Source organism: Streptomyces sp. H27-H5, from assembly GCF_026627505.1.
Classification (GTDB): domain Bacteria; phylum Actinomycetota; class Actinomycetes; order Streptomycetales; family Streptomycetaceae; genus Streptomyces.
Genome location: NZ_JAPNLK010000068.1, coordinates 1 through 14,139, shown reverse-complemented (window position 1 = coordinate 14,139; position 14,139 = coordinate 1). Strand labels below are relative to the sequence as shown.

15 protein-coding genes are annotated in these 14,139 nt (G+C 70.0%); 9 read left to right on the top strand and 6 right to left on the bottom strand.

The window, feature by feature from the left end:
- Nucleotides 1-66 precede the first annotated feature (66 nt).
- Nucleotides 67-564 (top strand): DUF2975 domain-containing protein, encoded by a 498-nt coding sequence (locus OTB19_RS28975; RefSeq protein WP_267801485.1) that lies wholly within the window; start codon nt 67-69, stop codon nt 562-564.
- Nucleotides 564-791 (top strand): helix-turn-helix domain-containing protein, encoded by a 228-nt coding sequence (locus OTB19_RS28970; RefSeq protein WP_267801484.1) that lies wholly within the window; start codon nt 564-566, stop codon nt 789-791. Before OTB19_RS28975 ends, OTB19_RS28970 begins: the two co-directional genes overlap by 1 nt.
- Before the next feature lie 95 nt (nt 792-886).
- Here the strand turns inward: OTB19_RS28970 and OTB19_RS28965 are convergent, their stop codons facing one another.
- Nucleotides 887-1,315, bottom strand: coding sequence for a MarR family winged helix-turn-helix transcriptional regulator (locus OTB19_RS28965; protein WP_267801483.1), 429 nt, complete (start codon nt 1,313-1,315; stop codon nt 887-889).
- Between the two features lie 127 nt (nt 1,316-1,442).
- On the opposite strand from OTB19_RS28965, the gene OTB19_RS28960 reads away from it, so the two are divergent.
- Nucleotides 1,443-2,327 (top strand): MBL fold metallo-hydrolase, encoded by an 885-nt coding sequence (locus OTB19_RS28960; RefSeq protein WP_267801482.1) that lies wholly within the window; start codon nt 1,443-1,445, stop codon nt 2,325-2,327.
- Between the two features lie 28 nt (nt 2,328-2,355).
- Here the strand turns inward: OTB19_RS28960 and OTB19_RS28955 are convergent, their stop codons facing one another.
- The gene (locus OTB19_RS28955) at nt 2,356-4,509 is read right to left on the bottom strand and encodes a NucA/NucB deoxyribonuclease domain-containing protein (RefSeq protein ID WP_267801481.1); all 2,154 of its coding nucleotides are present in this window, start codon (nt 4,507-4,509) and stop codon (nt 2,356-2,358) included.
- 360 nt (nt 4,510-4,869) lie between these two features.
- Here OTB19_RS28955 and OTB19_RS28950 point away from each other — a divergent pair, with 360 nt between their 5' ends.
- Nucleotides 4,870-5,460 (top strand): TetR/AcrR family transcriptional regulator, encoded by a 591-nt coding sequence (locus tag OTB19_RS28950; RefSeq protein WP_267801480.1) that lies wholly within the window; start codon nt 4,870-4,872, stop codon nt 5,458-5,460.
- A gap of 37 nt (nt 5,461-5,497) precedes the next feature.
- Here the strand turns inward: OTB19_RS28950 and OTB19_RS28945 are convergent, their stop codons facing one another.
- Nucleotides 5,498-6,082: a hypothetical protein gene (locus OTB19_RS28945; RefSeq protein WP_267801478.1), complete on the bottom strand. Its 585-nt coding sequence runs from the start codon at nt 6,080-6,082 to the stop codon at nt 5,498-5,500.
- Nucleotides 6,083-6,237: 155 nt separating this feature from the next.
- Complete coding sequence (locus tag OTB19_RS28940) at nt 6,238-7,206, bottom strand: hypothetical protein (RefSeq protein WP_267801477.1); 969 nt, start codon at nt 7,204-7,206, stop codon at nt 6,238-6,240.
- A 312-nt stretch (nt 7,207-7,518) separates the two neighbouring features.
- On the opposite strand from OTB19_RS28940, the gene OTB19_RS28935 reads away from it, so the two are divergent.
- On the top strand, nt 7,519-8,481 hold the full coding sequence (locus OTB19_RS28935; RefSeq protein ID WP_267801475.1) for a hypothetical protein: 963 nt from the start codon (nt 7,519-7,521) through the stop codon (nt 8,479-8,481).
- Nucleotides 8,482-8,598: 117 nt separating this feature from the next.
- Here the strand turns inward: OTB19_RS28935 and OTB19_RS28930 are convergent, their stop codons facing one another.
- Complete coding sequence (locus OTB19_RS28930; protein ID WP_267801517.1) at nt 8,599-9,009, bottom strand: MarR family winged helix-turn-helix transcriptional regulator; 411 nt, start codon at nt 9,007-9,009, stop codon at nt 8,599-8,601.
- A gap of 322 nt (nt 9,010-9,331) precedes the next feature.
- On the opposite strand from OTB19_RS28930, the gene OTB19_RS28925 reads away from it, so the two are divergent.
- On the top strand, nt 9,332-10,375 hold the full coding sequence (locus OTB19_RS28925; RefSeq protein ID WP_267801516.1) for a hypothetical protein: 1,044 nt from the start codon (nt 9,332-9,334) through the stop codon (nt 10,373-10,375).
- A 227-nt stretch (nt 10,376-10,602) separates the two neighbouring features.
- Entirely contained in the window at nt 10,603-11,661 is a 1,059-nt protein-coding gene (locus OTB19_RS28920; RefSeq protein ID WP_267801474.1) for a vWA domain-containing protein, read from the top strand.
- A gap of 6 nt (nt 11,662-11,667) precedes the next feature.
- On the opposite strand, the gene OTB19_RS28915 is transcribed toward OTB19_RS28920, so the two are convergent.
- Nucleotides 11,668-12,546, bottom strand: a complete 879-nt coding sequence (locus OTB19_RS28915; protein WP_267801473.1) for an SCO6745 family protein — start codon at nt 12,544-12,546, stop codon at nt 11,668-11,670.
- Between the two features lie 107 nt (nt 12,547-12,653).
- Between OTB19_RS28915 and OTB19_RS28910 the strand changes: the two genes are divergently transcribed.
- Nucleotides 12,654-13,232 carry a TetR/AcrR family transcriptional regulator gene (locus tag OTB19_RS28910; protein WP_267801472.1) on the top strand — a complete coding sequence of 193 codons (579 nt, stop codon included), beginning with the start codon at nt 12,654-12,656 and terminating at the stop codon, nt 13,230-13,232.
- Nucleotides 13,233-13,515: 283 nt separating this feature from the next.
- Nucleotides 13,516-14,016 carry a lamin tail domain-containing protein gene (locus OTB19_RS28905; protein ID WP_267801471.1) on the top strand — a complete coding sequence of 167 codons (501 nt, stop codon included), beginning with the start codon at nt 13,516-13,518 and terminating at the stop codon, nt 14,014-14,016.
- Nucleotides 14,017-14,139: the final 123 nt, after the last annotated feature.

Sequence of the window (14,139 nt, the reverse complement as noted above, 5' to 3'; positions counted from 1 at the left end):
CCCTCACTTGCTGGCATCTATCGTTTCTCGATAGATTTCCATCGTTGCTCGATCTGAGGAGAGACGATGGGAAGACTGACGGTGCTCGCGCTGCGGGTCGTGCTCGTGATGCTGGCAGCCAGCACGGTGTTCGTGCAGGCGGTGATGGTGCCGTTGTTCGCCACCGACCTGGAAGACCTCGACGCGCAATACGCGCACCTGCGCGTCCCGCTTCTGGCCGTCACGGTTCTGGGCGTCGTGGCGGTCCAGGTGGTCCTGGTGTGCGTGTGGCGGCTGGTGACGATGGTGAAACGCGGCACGGTGTTCTCCCATGCCGCGTTCCGGTACGTGGACGTGGTGATCGGCGCGGTCGTCGCGGCGGCCCTGCTGGTGTTCGCCCTGGGGGTGGTCCTGGCGCCGGGCGAGGCCGTCCCGCCGGGCATGGTGCTTTTGATCGGCGGGGCCGGCGTGGGGGTTCTTGGGGTCGCACTCATCGTGCTCGTCCTGCGGATGCTGCTCGCGCAGGCCGTCGCCCGTGACGTCGAAGCAGCCCACATGCAAGCCGAGTTGGACGAGGTCATCTGATGCCGATCACCGTCGACATCGACGTGATGCTGGCCCGGCGGAAGATGTCGGTGGGCGAGCTCGCGGAGCGCGTCGGGATCACTCCGGCCAACCTGGCCGTGCTCAAGAACGGCCGCGCCAGGGCCGTGCGCTTCGCCACCCTCGCCGCGCTGTGCGAGGCGCTCGACTGCCAGCCCGGCGACCTGCTGCGCTGGGAACCCGCCCCTTCCGACGCCACGCCGGACTGACGCCGCCTCGCGCCGACCCTTCGGGCGGCCGGCGCCCGGCCCTTGGAACGGCCGACGCTTTCCGCAGGCACCGGCGGGGCGCCGCGCCCGCGGACTCACGGAGAGGTGACGGCCTGCTCCAGCAGCCCGCGCAGGACGCCCTGCTCCTGCGGACCGAGGCCGGACAGCGGGGAGTCGACGGCGAGGAGTTCGAGGAGACGCGAGCGCAGTGCGGCGCCCTCGACGGTGAGGACGAGGTGCTTGGCGCGGCGGTCGGTGGGGTGCGGATGCCTCTCGACCAGGCCCTGCTTCTCCAGCTTGTCGACGACGAAGGTGGTGTTGGAGGGCTCGCAGCTCATGCGTTCGGCGAGTTCCCGCATGGCCATCGGCCCGCTCATCTCCCGCAGCGCGGTCGCCTGGGGCGCGGTGAGACCCAGGGTCGCGGCGCGCTCCCGTACATGCTCCGCGATGCGCTGGGCCAACCCGTTCACCAGACCGCACAGCTGTCGCTCGGCGATGGCCTGAAGTTCGGGGGGCGTCGTCATGCCCCCACTTTAGCAAGTCCATCAAGGCTACATATTTCCAGCTTGAATGATTCGAGCTTGATGCATATGGTGACGTCATCGTGGCGGGAATCGCGACGACCTGACGACACATCACAGGAGCACACCCATGGCCGAATTGACGGTTGACCGCGGCATCCGACTGCGCCGGGCGGCGGGAATCCGCTCGATACGGCTGGGCGAAACGAAGGTCTCGTACGTGCCGGACGGCGACGTGCGACTCCGGCCCGTCCCCCTGCTCCAGGACAGCACCGACGAGGTGTGGGCCGCCCACCCGGAGTACCTGGACTCCGCGGGTCATCTGGTGGGCAGCGTCGGCGGTCTCCTGGTGGAACACGGAGACCGCGCCCTCCTGATCGACACGGGCTTCGGCCCGCAGACGCTCGAAGCCCCGGACGGCCCCCTCGCCACGATCCACGGAGGTGCGCTCCCCCAAAGCCTGGCCGAGCTGGGCCGACGCCCCGAGGACATCGAGGCGGTGGCCTTCACCCACCTCCACTCCGATCACATCGGCTGGGCCTGCCATGCCGCGCCCGGTGGTGACCAGCCCGTGTTCACGCACGCCGAGTACCTGGTCTCCGAGCAGGAATGGGACCGGCGTGACCTCCTGGAGGCCCAGGGCATGACCGAGCAGGTCGCGGCTCTCGCACCGCGCGTGCGCACGATCACGGACGGCCGGGAGATCTTCCCCGGCGTACGGGTGCGGATCACTCCCGGCCACACCGTGGGGCACGCCGAGTACGTCATCACCGGCGGCGGACGACGCCTGATCGCCTTCGGCGATGCCGTGCACTCCCCGATCCAGATCGACCACCCCGAGTGGTCCGCGGCCTTCGACCACGATCGGGCCCTGACCGCCGACCACCGTCGCCGGCTCGTCGCCGAGCTGGCGGAGCCCGACACGATCGGCTTCGGCGTCCACTTCGCCGACGTGCAGTTCGGTCACGTCCGCCAGGGTGGGGACGGCCCGGCGTGGCGCCCCCTGGACGCCTGATCCGCCGGGCCCGACGGGAGGTTGTTGGTCAGGGCTTGGGCGGTGGGGTGCCGCCGGAGGCCGTCAACGTGTAGGCGTCCTGGTCGATGATCCGCTCCCTCCCGTAGAAGGCGCCCAGCAGGCTGCCGCTCCTGGAGTTCTGCCCCTCGTCGATCATGCAGACGCTGTAGCCGGTCGCACCGGTGGTGACCGGCAGATCCGGCACGTGGCAGTCCGGATGCGCCGTGCGCCCGGGGCCGTTGGAGGAGGCCGCCCCTTCCCTGCTCGACGCGAACGGGTACTCGTCGCACGACCTGGTCGTCAGACGTCGGTCCTCGTACACCCTGCCGGAACGGGGGCAGGACTTCTGCCGGTTGATGTCACGCTTCACCTTGTCGGCCAGACGGTGCAGGGGCCGACCGGCGGCGCCGGGGAGACCGGAGCGGAGGGCTTCCTGGACATGCCAGGTCTGTTCCGGAGTGGACGCGGTCAGCTCGAACTCCGGGGTGACGCCGGGGACGACACAGCCCTGGCGGTACTTCCCCGAGGACGTCTTCATGGTGGAGTCGCAGCGGAAGCCGGTCGTCGGGACGAGCCCGGAGGAGGAAGCCGTGACGCCGGGATCGAGGTTTCCGAGGTTCCAGGCGATCCTCGTCGCGGGGTCCCTGGTGCTGTCGTCCGCCATGGTCTGCTGCTTCCACTTGACCACGATCACTTTGCGCATGCCCGGTTTGATCACCGACCCGTTGGCGGCTCCCTGCTCGATGCTGTACGCGTCGGGGCCGTATCCGAGGTAGGTCGGCTGGTAGCGGAAGGTCGGCGTACCGACCTTGCCCGTGAACGCCCCGAAATCGACGCGGAACTCCTGCCGCATCTCACCGGACCGGTGTGAGGTGAGGATCCCCGTCTTCACCGTGAAGGGCACCCTGCCGACCTCGACACCCTTGGAGTCGACGACGTGGACCGCCAGGTCGGTCCACACCGCGCAGGCGTTCTTCCGGGTCGTCCGCCACCGTCCGTCCCACGGAGCCGTGGTGCACCAGCCGGGGATGAACGTGGCGGCCGTGTCCGGGCCGTCGATGATCGGATCCTCGTCGTCCTGCGGGGCGCGGGGTGCGCGCACGGCCGTGCCCTCGCGCATGCAGGAGGTACCGGTCTCGCAGGGCTCCAGGCTGCCGGCCTTGCCCAGGGTGATCGGTCCGGCCCGGCCGGTGCGGGCGTCCGCCGCGAAGTCGTCCCAGGTCACCGGTTCGGCTTCGTCGACGGTGGGCTCCGCGTCCTCGTCGTCGGGGACCGCCCCGGCCGCGGGGTCGGTGGGGAATCCCATGGCGCCGAACTGGAACTCCTGGTCCCAGGAGGACCCGCGTGGCCGCTGGTCGGCGACGGGGTAGCCGTACGGTCCGCGTTCGTATCCGGACTGCGCCCACTTGTTCAGCAGCCCACCGCTGATCGGGTGGGGGCCGTACGCCTCGGTCCAGTAGATCATTCCGTGCTCGAACCGGGTGGCCCGTCCGAGTCCGTCCGGGGTACCGAACTCGTCGCTGATCGGGTAGCCGAGGTAGCCGGCTTCCCAGCCCGCCTCACCCCACTTGTCCCGGATGGCGCCGTGTACCGCATAGGCCTCGTTGAGCTTCCAGTAGACGGTGCCGCGTTCGAAGTACTGACGCCGTCCGACGTTGTCCGGATTCACGAACTCGTCGGAGGTGGGGTAGCTCAGCGGTCCCCCCTCGTAGCCGTTGCGGGCCCATGCGGCGAAGAAGTGGTTGACCACCGGGTGCGCCCCGCCCTGCGGGGACCAGTAGACGGGCCCGTTGACGAACTCGGTGCGCTTGCCGCACCCGTCCGGATTGGTCAGTTCGCCGGACTTCGGGAAGGACAGGAAACCGTTCGGGCCACCGAGTTCGTTGTACTTGTCCCGGATGGCACCACACACCTCGTACGGCGCGGGCCAGGACACCTGGCAGCCGGGGGCGGCGCCCTGCCGGGCCTCCATGGTCTCGGCCCTGTCCGCGTCCGCCTTGCCGAACCCGGCCGGCACGGACTCCCGGTCCGAGCGCATCCGCCCCGGGGTGACCTGGCCCTTCGGTGCGGACGTCGGCCGCCAGGCCGGCGAGTCGTGCGCCGCGTCGGCCACCGCGGCCCCGCCCCCCATGGTGACCACCATGGCCATGAGCACGGGTAACAGCAAGCGCCGTGTGAACACCGCGATCCCCTCCCTCGACTTCCACGGCGGGCACTGCCGCGCGATCCGGATCAACACACCTGACGGACGTGCCGGAACCGGTAGTCGGCCGCCCCGTCGCCGAGGCCGCGGCGGCCGTGTTCGGGGTGCTGGCCAGACGGCGGAACCGCCCTCGCGATCGCACCCGTCGCCACGCGACGGCTCCGCATCACAGGAGTACTCGGGGTCACGGGAGTACATGGGTCCGGCACGCGTCCAGTGTGGTGCCCCCTTCGGGGAACTGGAAGTCTTTCTAGAAAGAAGTCCAAAAAGAGTGTTCTACGCTGTATCACCACGAGGACCACAGTGACCTGCCGATTCGACACCGAGGACGCCTGCCCGATGAGCCCGAAGCAGCAACGCGGCGAAGCCACCGTCGAACAGGTCCTGGACGCGGCGCTCCGCATCTACGCCTCGTCGGGGGAGGCCGGTCTCACGCTCGGCGCCATCACCAAGGCCAGTGGGGTCAGCTCAGGAAGCATCTACCACCACTTCGGCAGTCTCGACGGCGTGCTCGCCGCACTCGCACACCGCTCGCTGGGCCAACTCCTCCAGACCCTGCTGACGGCGTTGACCCGGACGACCGACGCGCGTTCCGGCATCCAAGCCGTGGTCCTGGCCTACCTGGACTTCGTACGGGCCCATCCGGACGCAGCCCGCCTCATGCACTCCGTCACCGCGGACCACGAGGGCATGGCCCACGCGGGGGAGATCCGCGACTCCCAGGAGGCCCGGCTGACACCGATCGCCCTCTGGATCCAGGAGCACCAGAAATCCGGCGAACTCGCCGACCTGTCCACCCCCTTGATCGAGTCCCTCGTCATGGGCCCGGTCGTCGGTGCCGTCCGCCGCTGGCTCACCGTGGGCGATCTGGATCTGGAGGAGGCAGCCGGCGCGTTGCCCGAACACATCTGGCGTTCGGTCCGCCGTTAGCCCGGTTCCCACGGGGGCGGGTGGGTCCGGTCCGGGGTCAGTACTCCTGCTCCCCGGACAGGAAGTCGGCCACCAGCTCGGGCGGGTTGGCGGCGCGGGTCAGCTCGAACATCTCGTCCGGGGCGAACATGTCGTAGTGGACCACGGGCACGGGGCGCCCCAGAGCGGCCACCAGATGCCCTCCCTCGTGGAGTTTGCTGGCGAGGTCGACGCAGAGCGCGTGGAACGCGGCGTCGAGCCGCTCGGCGCGCTCCTCCTCGCCGTCCTCGTCCTCGCCCTCCCACCACAGGCCCTCGGCGACGGCTTCCCGGTGGTGCAACTCCGAGCCCCGGGGGTCGTGGACGTGGTCGTGTCCGAGGATGCGGACACCCTCCAGGGCGGAGGGCGGGAAGTACGCGTAGCTCCAGCGGGCCTCCCACTCCTCGGGCGGATCCGGCCGGGTGAGCTGCCGGTCGACGTGGTCCTCGGTGACGTATCCGAACGCCAGGTACGGGAGGCGCGGGTCCTGGTCGACGCTGTCGATACGGAAGGTGACGGCATGGATCCCGGGCTTGAGCGCGTCGGGGATCTCCGCCAGCTCCTGCACGACCCGCTCCTGCATGTGCTGTCGGAAGGTGGTCAAGAGGACTCCTGGGCTGTCGTTCCGGCACCGCGCCGCTCCGACCCCCACACCGGCGTCGGTGGCGAACGGCGGTGGTGTGGGCCGACCGCCGCCTGATCGCGCTGATGATCGTACCGAGACGGTCCAGGTACGTGCGGGCCTGCTCGGACCGGCGATCAGCCGGGCCCCGGCGGAGTCTCGGCCCGGAGCGCGTCAAGCGCTTCAGTCGCTTTCAGGGCCGCTGCGCGCGCCTTCTGCGCCTGCTGTTCGGCCCGGTCACGGCGGCGGGTGGCGGTGTCGACGGTCGCCGTGAGGCCATCGCGTTCCTCGCCCGTACGGTCCAGTTCCTCTCTCAGGGACGCGATCTGCTCTTCGAGGGCGGCGAGTCGGGACCGGTGGTCGGCCAACTCGCCCTCCGCCTCCGCGAGAGCGGCCTCGGCCGTCTCCGCCGCACCCGCCGCCCGCTCTGCCGGCGCCCGCGCCTCGGCCTCCGCCTTGGCCTTCGCCTTCGCCTTCGCGTTCTCATCGGCGACAGCGTGAGCCCGCTTCCCCGTCCCTTCGTCCGGCTGGGCCCGAGCTCCGGTAGACCGCCCCTTGGCTGCACTCGGCGAAGACGGTGCGGGAGCGTTCCGCGGTGGCCGCCGGGGTGTGGTGCCGGGATCGGGTTCCAGCCCGGCGAAGCCCACGGCAGCGTGGGGTGCCTTCACCAGGACACCTCCCACCCAGGCCTCGGCGGCTTCCTGGTCGGTCAGGACGGCGTGGAGGATCTGCTCGACCTCGTGTTGAACGCCCTCGGAGACCGGCTGCCCGGCCTCGTCGGCCAGGACGCGGGCCTGGCGGGCCATCGCGGCGATCACGACGTGCTGCCGGCGCGACAACTCCCGCAGTTCCTCGCCCGCCCATGTCCGGTGTGCCTCACGCAACGCCCGACCGAGTTCGAGAAGCCGCCGGGCCTGGCCTTCATCGGCGCGCGCGAGGAGGTTCGCGCACCAGACGGCCAGCGTCGGCTTCCGCAGTGCCCCGACCCGCTTCGCCACGGCACGCTCACCGGCCGCACGCGCCTCGGACGCGTGGGCGTCCCGGGCCGCCGTGAACTCCTGGGGCCGCCTTCCGTACAACTCACGCATCAGCGCGTCGACATCCACACCCCCACTCTCCCCCGCCGCTCCCTCCCCGTCAGGGACCGACGCCGCCGTGGCGACCGACCGGCCCTCCCGCCGGGCTGCCACTGGACCTGGCCAACCTTCCCCCCGGCTTGGGTACGGCGCTGCACGACTCCGTCCGCAATCTCCGCTGCCCGATCCGGTGGTGCCGTGTCGCGGGCTCGCGATGAGGCACAGGTCGGAACGCCGCCCCGCCCTTGGCGTGACGTCCGTCCGCGGAACGCCGGACACGCGCCGAAGGCGTCTCCTACGCTGACTCGGTGCCCGTGCGAAACAGGGCGACACAGGGGGAACATGGTCACCGCTCCGACCTTGGTACGCAGGGGTCAACCGGCCTGGTTGCTGCTCGGCGCAAGCGCCACGGTGGTGATGCCGTTGGCCGCGTTCGGACGCCATGCGACGCCACTGCCCGAGCTGATGCCCGCCATCCTGGGCGGCGTACTCGCGAATGCCGCCATCCCGGGAGTCATCGCCCTCAGCCAGTACATGCTGGTGCGCACCGGACGGATGGAGCTCTCCGTCGTCGGCGTCGCGGGCCTGAGTTCGGCCGTCATCGGTGTGAACAGCGCGCACGGAAACGCGGGTACGCTCGTCGGCCTCCTCGCCGCCGCCCTCCTCGCCCTCCCCTTCGCGCTGATCAGCGCGTTCCTCACGGTCAAGGCGGACATCGGCTACGCCATGGTCGCCGCCGTCGCCGTGGTGCTGGGGGCGGACCAGTTGGTGACCGAGGTGGCTCCGGAGACCGTCGACGCGGACGAGGGGCTGATGGCCGTACTGGGGTCCGGCACGTACGTGCCCGTCGCGTTCCTCGTCGCCGCCGCGCTGTTCGCCGGCGTCGCCTGGTGCGCGCCCCGACAACAGGCGGCACTCGCCACCGGGACCGCCGGATGGGTCCGGATCGCTTTCGTGCTCTACGTCCCGGCGTTCCTCCTGGCCGTACTGGCGGGGTTGCTCTACACGGCGCGCGTCCAGGCGGCCACACCGCAGGGGCTGGGTGAGAAGTTCGTGCTGGTCTGTGTGCTGGCGGTCGTCGCGGGCGGGGCGAGCCTGAAGGCCCACCGCGCGTCCCTGGCCGATGTGGCGGTGGGGAGCCTGTTCGCCGGTTCCTTCTCGACGTTCCTCTACGTGGAGGGCGTCAGCGCCTCCCGTTTCAACGTGTACGTCGCGGTGGCGTGCCTCGCCTTCACCCTGCTCGACTGCCTGCGTCTGCGGCGCGTGCCGGCCGTGGGTACGCCACCCGTGGGCGCGACGGTCTGACCTGCCTGCCGAGCAGTCCTCGGCGCACCCCTCGCTCCGACCGGACCTCCCCCACCCCGGCCCGACCCGGTCCGTCGGCGGCCGCCCGGCTGCGGCGCCCGGCTCCGGCACCCCCTTTCACCCCGCGTGGCGGCTCCCGACGGCGCCCGGGGCGTTCTCGTTGTAGCGCAGCAGGTACGCGGCGAAGCGGTCCAGGTCCTCGCGCGGCCAGTCCACGAGCCGCTCGCGGAACATCTCGCGCCGGTTGCGTGTCACCTGGGCCAGGACCTCGGCCCCCTCGGACGTGAGCTCCAGTACCTGTACCCGGTGGTCCTCGGGGTCGGCCCTGCGCTCGACCAGCTCCGCTCGCTCCAGCGCCGCGACCTGCCGGCTGACCGTCGACTTGTCCAGCGCGTAGTGGGCGGCGAGGTCCGCGGCCCGGCAGCCCCGGCGCTCCTCCAGGTGACTGAGCAGGGTGAAGGACACGAGGGAAAGCTCCGGGTGCATACGCGCGGCCGCCGCCCGTGCGCGCCGGGCGAAGGATGTCATTTCGCGCTGAATCGTCTCGATGGCCGCGTCCCGGCGCTCGCCCTCCGGCCGGCTCCCGCCGGCCGACCCCGTCGCGCCGCCCGCGTCCGTCGTACCGGTTGTCTCCGTTGTCACAGTGACCTCCCTCGCCGTTTAGTTGTATAGTACAACCGGAACGCAAAGTTGTATATGCCAACTACCTGCCGACCCTGGCTGCACGCGCAGCCCGCGCCGACTTCGGAGGTCCTGTCGCATGTCCGGTCGCACACCCGCCCACCACCACGCCGGGATCCCCGCCGCGCCGGGGATCCCGCGCACCGCCGCCGAGGGTGCCGTCGTCGGGCTGCGCGGCCCCGCAGTACGCCATGTACTCACCCACCTGCTGACCCCGTTGCTGATGTGCCTCGGCATGGGCCTGGCCTACATGGGTGCCTTCGTTCAGCCGGAGCCTCATCACATGCCCGTGGCGATCGTCGGCGAGGGCCCGCAGGCAAAAGTCTTCGCGCAGACGGTCAAGAACGAGGCCGGCGACGCCCTCGACGTCCGTACGCTCGCCCACCGCTCGGACGCCGTCGCCGAACTCAAGGACCGCCACATCACGGGCGCCTACGTACCGAGCGACTCGGCACCCGAGCTGATCGTGGCCACGGCCGCCTCCGACACCGGCGCCACCGTCGTCGAGAAGATCTTCACGCCGATCGCCGCGGACCACGGTGCGCCGCTCAAGGTCACGGATGTCGTCGGCAACGTCGACGACGACCCGACCGGACAGGGGTTGTTCTTCCTGCTCGTCGCGGTCAGCATCGGTTCGTACGCCTCGGTGGCCGTGCTGGGCGGCGCGGGAGCCGCGCTGCGCATGCGTGGTCGCGCCCTGCTGGTCGTCGGCGTCTCCGGTGTCGTCAGTGCCATCGGCGCGCTGCTGGCCGGGCCCGTCTTCCACCTGGCGCACCACGGCCTGGCCGGAGTTTGGGGCCTGAGCTGGCTCTACTCCGCGGGCATCCTCTTCATCGGCGTCGGCCTGCACACCTTCCTGAAGCGGTGGACGACCCTCGCCATGATGGTGCTGTTCGTGATGCTCAACTTCACCAGCTCCGGCGGCCTGTTCCGGCCCGAGTTGCAGAACGGGTTCTTCGGCGCCCTGAACTCCTTCTGGAACGGCGCCGGCTACGTGGACGGCCTGCGCGGCATCCTCTACTTCGGCCACGACGGCCTCCTGCGCAACGTCCTGACCCTCGCCGCATGGCTGCTCGTCGGCCTGGCCCTCACGCTCGCGGCCGCCGCGGCCGAACGGCGCCACGCGGCGAACGAGGCCAAGACCGTCGCGGGCACCCCCGCGCGGGCGGCGGAGGAGGCAGAGGAGGAGATGGAGGAGGCGGTCGGCGTCTGACACGACCCCGGGTGCACGGCCCGCCGGGGCACCCGCGCCCCGCCCACCCCGCACGCCCTCACCTCACATCACGTCACCTCACGTCGCCCGTTCGACGACCACTCCTCACCACTGCCGCCCGAGGTCCCGCCTCGGGCGGCAGTGGTGAGGGCGCGTCAGCTCCATTGTCAGTGGCTCCCCCTAGCGTGGAGACATCACTCGGGGAGCCTCGGCGAAGGAGCAGAATCATGTCCGCCAACAAGATCCAGCACAAGGTCAACCACGTCGCGCTGGTCGTGGACTGTTCGGGTTCCATGCGTCAGCATCAGGGGCAACTCATTCGCGTCGTGGACGAGTTCGTGGCCGGTCTGAAGGCCGAGTCGGACAAGCTCGGTCATGAGACGCGGATCAGCCTCTACTCCTTCGACCACAGGGTGGAGAACCTGGTCTGGGACATGGATGTGAAGCACCTTCCGTCCATGCGGGGTCTCTACAAGGTCAACAACGGCGCAACGGCCCTCATCGAAGCCTCCTTGAAGTCGCTGGACGACCTGGGCCACATCTGGGAGGCATACGGCGAGCACAGCTTCCTCCAGATCGTGGTGACGGACGGCGAGGAGAACGCCTCCGGCGGCAACCGGCGCCACGACGGCGACATGACTGTCCTCGGCCCCTGGCTGGACAAGATCGCGACGAGGATGGGCGCGCTTCCGAGCCACTGGACTTCCGCGATCCTCGTTCCGAACTCCCTGGCGAAGCGAACCGCCCAGAACTACGGCTTCCCGGCCGGGAACATAGCCATCTGGAACGCGGATTCCCAGGAGGGCGTCGAGGAGGCGATCGGTACCGTGCGCGCCGCCGCCACCAGCTTCCTCCGTGGCCGCGAGAAGGGCGTACGGGGCACGAAGAACCTGTTCGCGGTCGGCCAGGACATATCGGTCGCCGACGTGCGGGCGAACCTCGAACCGATCCCGGCCGACAAGTACCGGCTCCTGAAGGTCGACACGGAGGTCGCGATTCGCACCTTCGTCGACGCACACCCGGACGTGACGTACGAACGTGGCTGCTGCTACTACCAGTTGGGCACCCGAGTACAGGTTCAGCCCGACAAGGAGGTCGTCGTGGTCGAGAAGGACACCGACCGCGCCTACACGGGCGAGGCGGCACGCAGCCTCCTGTTCGGCACGGGAATCCAGGGGACCGTCTCGGTGAAGGCGGGGCACAATCCCCAGCTGGAGGTGTATGTGCAGAGTCGGTCGGTGAACAGGAAGCTCAAGCCTAAGACGCGCCTGCTCATCATGGTCTGAGAGGGCTCACGCGTAGTCGTACTTCATGCCAATGCCGAGGGTGCTCTGCATCGGAAGGAGCCCGGCGCCGACGATGTCGAGCACCGGCGGCACGAGCAGTTCGGCCAGCCGGGTCACCTCGTCATCCGTGAGCGCCTGCCAAGGCGCCGCGGCGAGTTCGTCGGTCAGCTTCTCGATCGAGGTGCGGATCCGCAGGCCCTCATCGGTGACGCCGCCGTCCGCTTGCAACAGGCCGCGGCTGACGAGTCGTTCACGTGCGGCACTCCACTCCTCGCCGGTCCACTGCCTGCTGCTGAACACCTCCTCGGGCGCGGCGCCGGCGGCGGCGTGTGAGGCCAGGGCCTCGGTGGGGTCGATGCCGTGCGCCTGGAGGGCGACGATGTGCCCGTCCCCCCGGTGTTCGCGCAGGATGGTGGCGGCCTGCCAGAGCACCGCGTGAGGATCCTCGGGCCACGGCAGTGCGGCGTTCGCGGCGGCCAGGGGGCGGCCCGCGGTGTTCGCCGACTCTGCGGCGCGTCGGGCCAGTTCGGCGGCCTCGCGCAGGTCCGCCGAGTCGATCCGGTCGCCGAGGAGCGTGCGCAGTGCGCGGTCCACGACGGCGGCCCGGGCTTCCAGGACCTGCTCGGCCGTGGCGGTGTCCCAGGCCTTGACGGTGTAGCGCTCCACCATCCGCGGGCTGAAGCTGTAGAAGAGGGCGGTCACCAGCCGCGGGCCCACCGGACCGAGCGGGGCGGCCCGGTAGGCGAAGTAGCCCGGCCAGCGCTCGTCGGTGGCGTAACCCAGGGTCGCCGCCTGCTCGAACGCCTCCGGCGCGTAGTAGAGCGTGGCGTGTACCGGCTCAAGCAGTTGCCACATCTGTCGGATCGTGCCGGGGCTGTGCGTCATGTCGATTCCCTCGCTGCCACTGTCACCGTTCCAAGAACTTGACACTGACTAGATTGCGACGTCGACGCCATCCTGTCAATGACTAGATCCGGGGTAGCCTGCTGCCCATGGCCGCGACACCCACTTACCATCACGGAGATCTGCGCCGAGCCGTGATCTCCGCCGCGCTCCAGGTCATTCGCAGCGACGGTATCGCGGCGATCAGCCTTCGCGACCTCGCCCGCCGCGCCGAGGTCTCGCACGCGGCACCCGCCCACCACTTCAAGGACAAGGCCGGACTGCTCACCGCGATCGCCGCGGAGGGGTTCGACCTACTGGCCGACGCCCTGACCTCGGTGCCCACGGACACCGCGCGCAGGCTGCGCGAGATGGGGGCGCGGTACGTCGAGTTCGCGGTCGGGCATCCCGCCCATTTCGAGGTGATGTTCCGCCCGCAACTGCTGCACGGCGACGATCCGGAACTGATCGCCGCCAAGGAGCGCTCCTCCCGCGCATTGCGCTCCGGCATCGAAGAACTGCCCGTCGCGAAGCGCCCCGACGCGCGACGCGCCGGCCTGGCGGCGTGGTCACTCGCCCACGGCTTCGCCGCCCTCCAGCTCAGCGGCAGCCTCCCGACCCTGGACGACGACCCCTCCGAGACCTTCCGCACCCTCTTCGCCAACCACCCCGCCACGGAACTTACGTAGATCGGCCCGCTCTTGATCGACACCCCTCGGACGGGTGGTTCGTATCGGCGTCGCGGGCGACGTCACACCCCGCACCCCGCGTCTCGCCGGGGCGTCCACGGCGGCATCACTGCCGCATGCCTGCCCCATGCCGATCAGATCACCGACTGCTCAGAGAATCAGACCGGTTTGTCTTCATTTGGCAATCTTGGGGCGTTTTGCTAGAAAACGCTCCGCGCGCGGGCCAAAGTATGGATTCCCGGCAGCAAGCCGGGGACCCGCACGTCCTTGAGGTGACATCTTCATGTCCGCTTCTCTCAACACCCGCCGCGTCGTCGCCACCCTCGTGGCCTCCGTCGCCGCCCTCGCCTCCGCCGCACTGCCGGCGGCAGCCGACGGCCACGGTCGCGACCACGGCTCGACCGGCAAGCACTCCACCATCACCATCGGCAAGGTGCAGTACGACAGCCCCGGCCGGAGCGACCGCAGTAACCGCAGCCTCAACGGCGAGTGGGTCGAGGTGAAGAACACCGGCAAGAGGGCCGTTGAACTGCGCGGCTACACGCTGACCGACAAGCAGGGGAACCGTTACCGCTTCCGCGGCCTGCTCCTCGGCGGCCACTCCACCGTCAAGGTGCACACCGGCAAGGGCAGGAACACCCTCCGCGACGTCTACCAGGACCGGACCAACTACGTCTGGGACCAGCGCGACTCCGCCACCCTGCGCAACGAGCACGGCCGCATCCTGGACAGCAAGAACTGGGGCCCGGGCAAGGGTCGCGGCACTCGCCACGGCGAGCGCTAGTGCTGCACCGCGAAAGTTCGTGGAGGGGTGTTGGTCAGGCTGCTTCCTTGAGTGGGGTGCCCTTGTAGGTCCAGCGGAAGGGCTTGGCGTTCTCGTTGCGGTTGATGATGTAGCTGTCGAGCT

Excerpts from the sequence above, each read along its gene's own strand:
- OTB19_RS28950 (WP_267801480.1), top strand. The coding sequence starts at position 4,870 with ATGAGCCCGAAGCAGCAACGCGGCGAAGCCACCGTCGAACAGGTCCTG.
- OTB19_RS28910 (WP_267801472.1), top strand. The coding sequence starts at position 12,654 with ATGGCCGCGACACCCACTTACCATCACGGAGATCTGCGCCGAGCCGTG.
- OTB19_RS28930 (WP_267801517.1), bottom strand. The coding sequence starts at position 9,009 with ATGACATCCTTCGCCCGGCGCGCACGGGCGGCGGCCGCGCGTATGCAC.
- OTB19_RS28935 (WP_267801475.1), top strand. The coding sequence starts at position 7,519 with ATGGTCACCGCTCCGACCTTGGTACGCAGGGGTCAACCGGCCTGGTTG.
- OTB19_RS28965 (WP_267801483.1), bottom strand. The coding sequence starts at position 1,315 with ATGACGACGCCCCCCGAACTTCAGGCCATCGCCGAGCGACAGCTGTGC.
- OTB19_RS28905 (WP_267801471.1), top strand. The coding sequence starts at position 13,516 with ATGTCCGCTTCTCTCAACACCCGCCGCGTCGTCGCCACCCTCGTGGCC.
- OTB19_RS28920 (WP_267801474.1), top strand. The coding sequence starts at position 10,603 with ATGTCCGCCAACAAGATCCAGCACAAGGTCAACCACGTCGCGCTGGTC.
- OTB19_RS28915 (WP_267801473.1), bottom strand. The coding sequence starts at position 12,546 with ATGACGCACAGCCCCGGCACGATCCGACAGATGTGGCAACTGCTTGAG.
- OTB19_RS28975 (WP_267801485.1), top strand. The coding sequence starts at position 67 with ATGGGAAGACTGACGGTGCTCGCGCTGCGGGTCGTGCTCGTGATGCTG.
- OTB19_RS28970 (WP_267801484.1), top strand. The coding sequence starts at position 564 with ATGCCGATCACCGTCGACATCGACGTGATGCTGGCCCGGCGGAAGATG.
- OTB19_RS28960 (WP_267801482.1), top strand. The coding sequence starts at position 1,443 with ATGGCCGAATTGACGGTTGACCGCGGCATCCGACTGCGCCGGGCGGCG.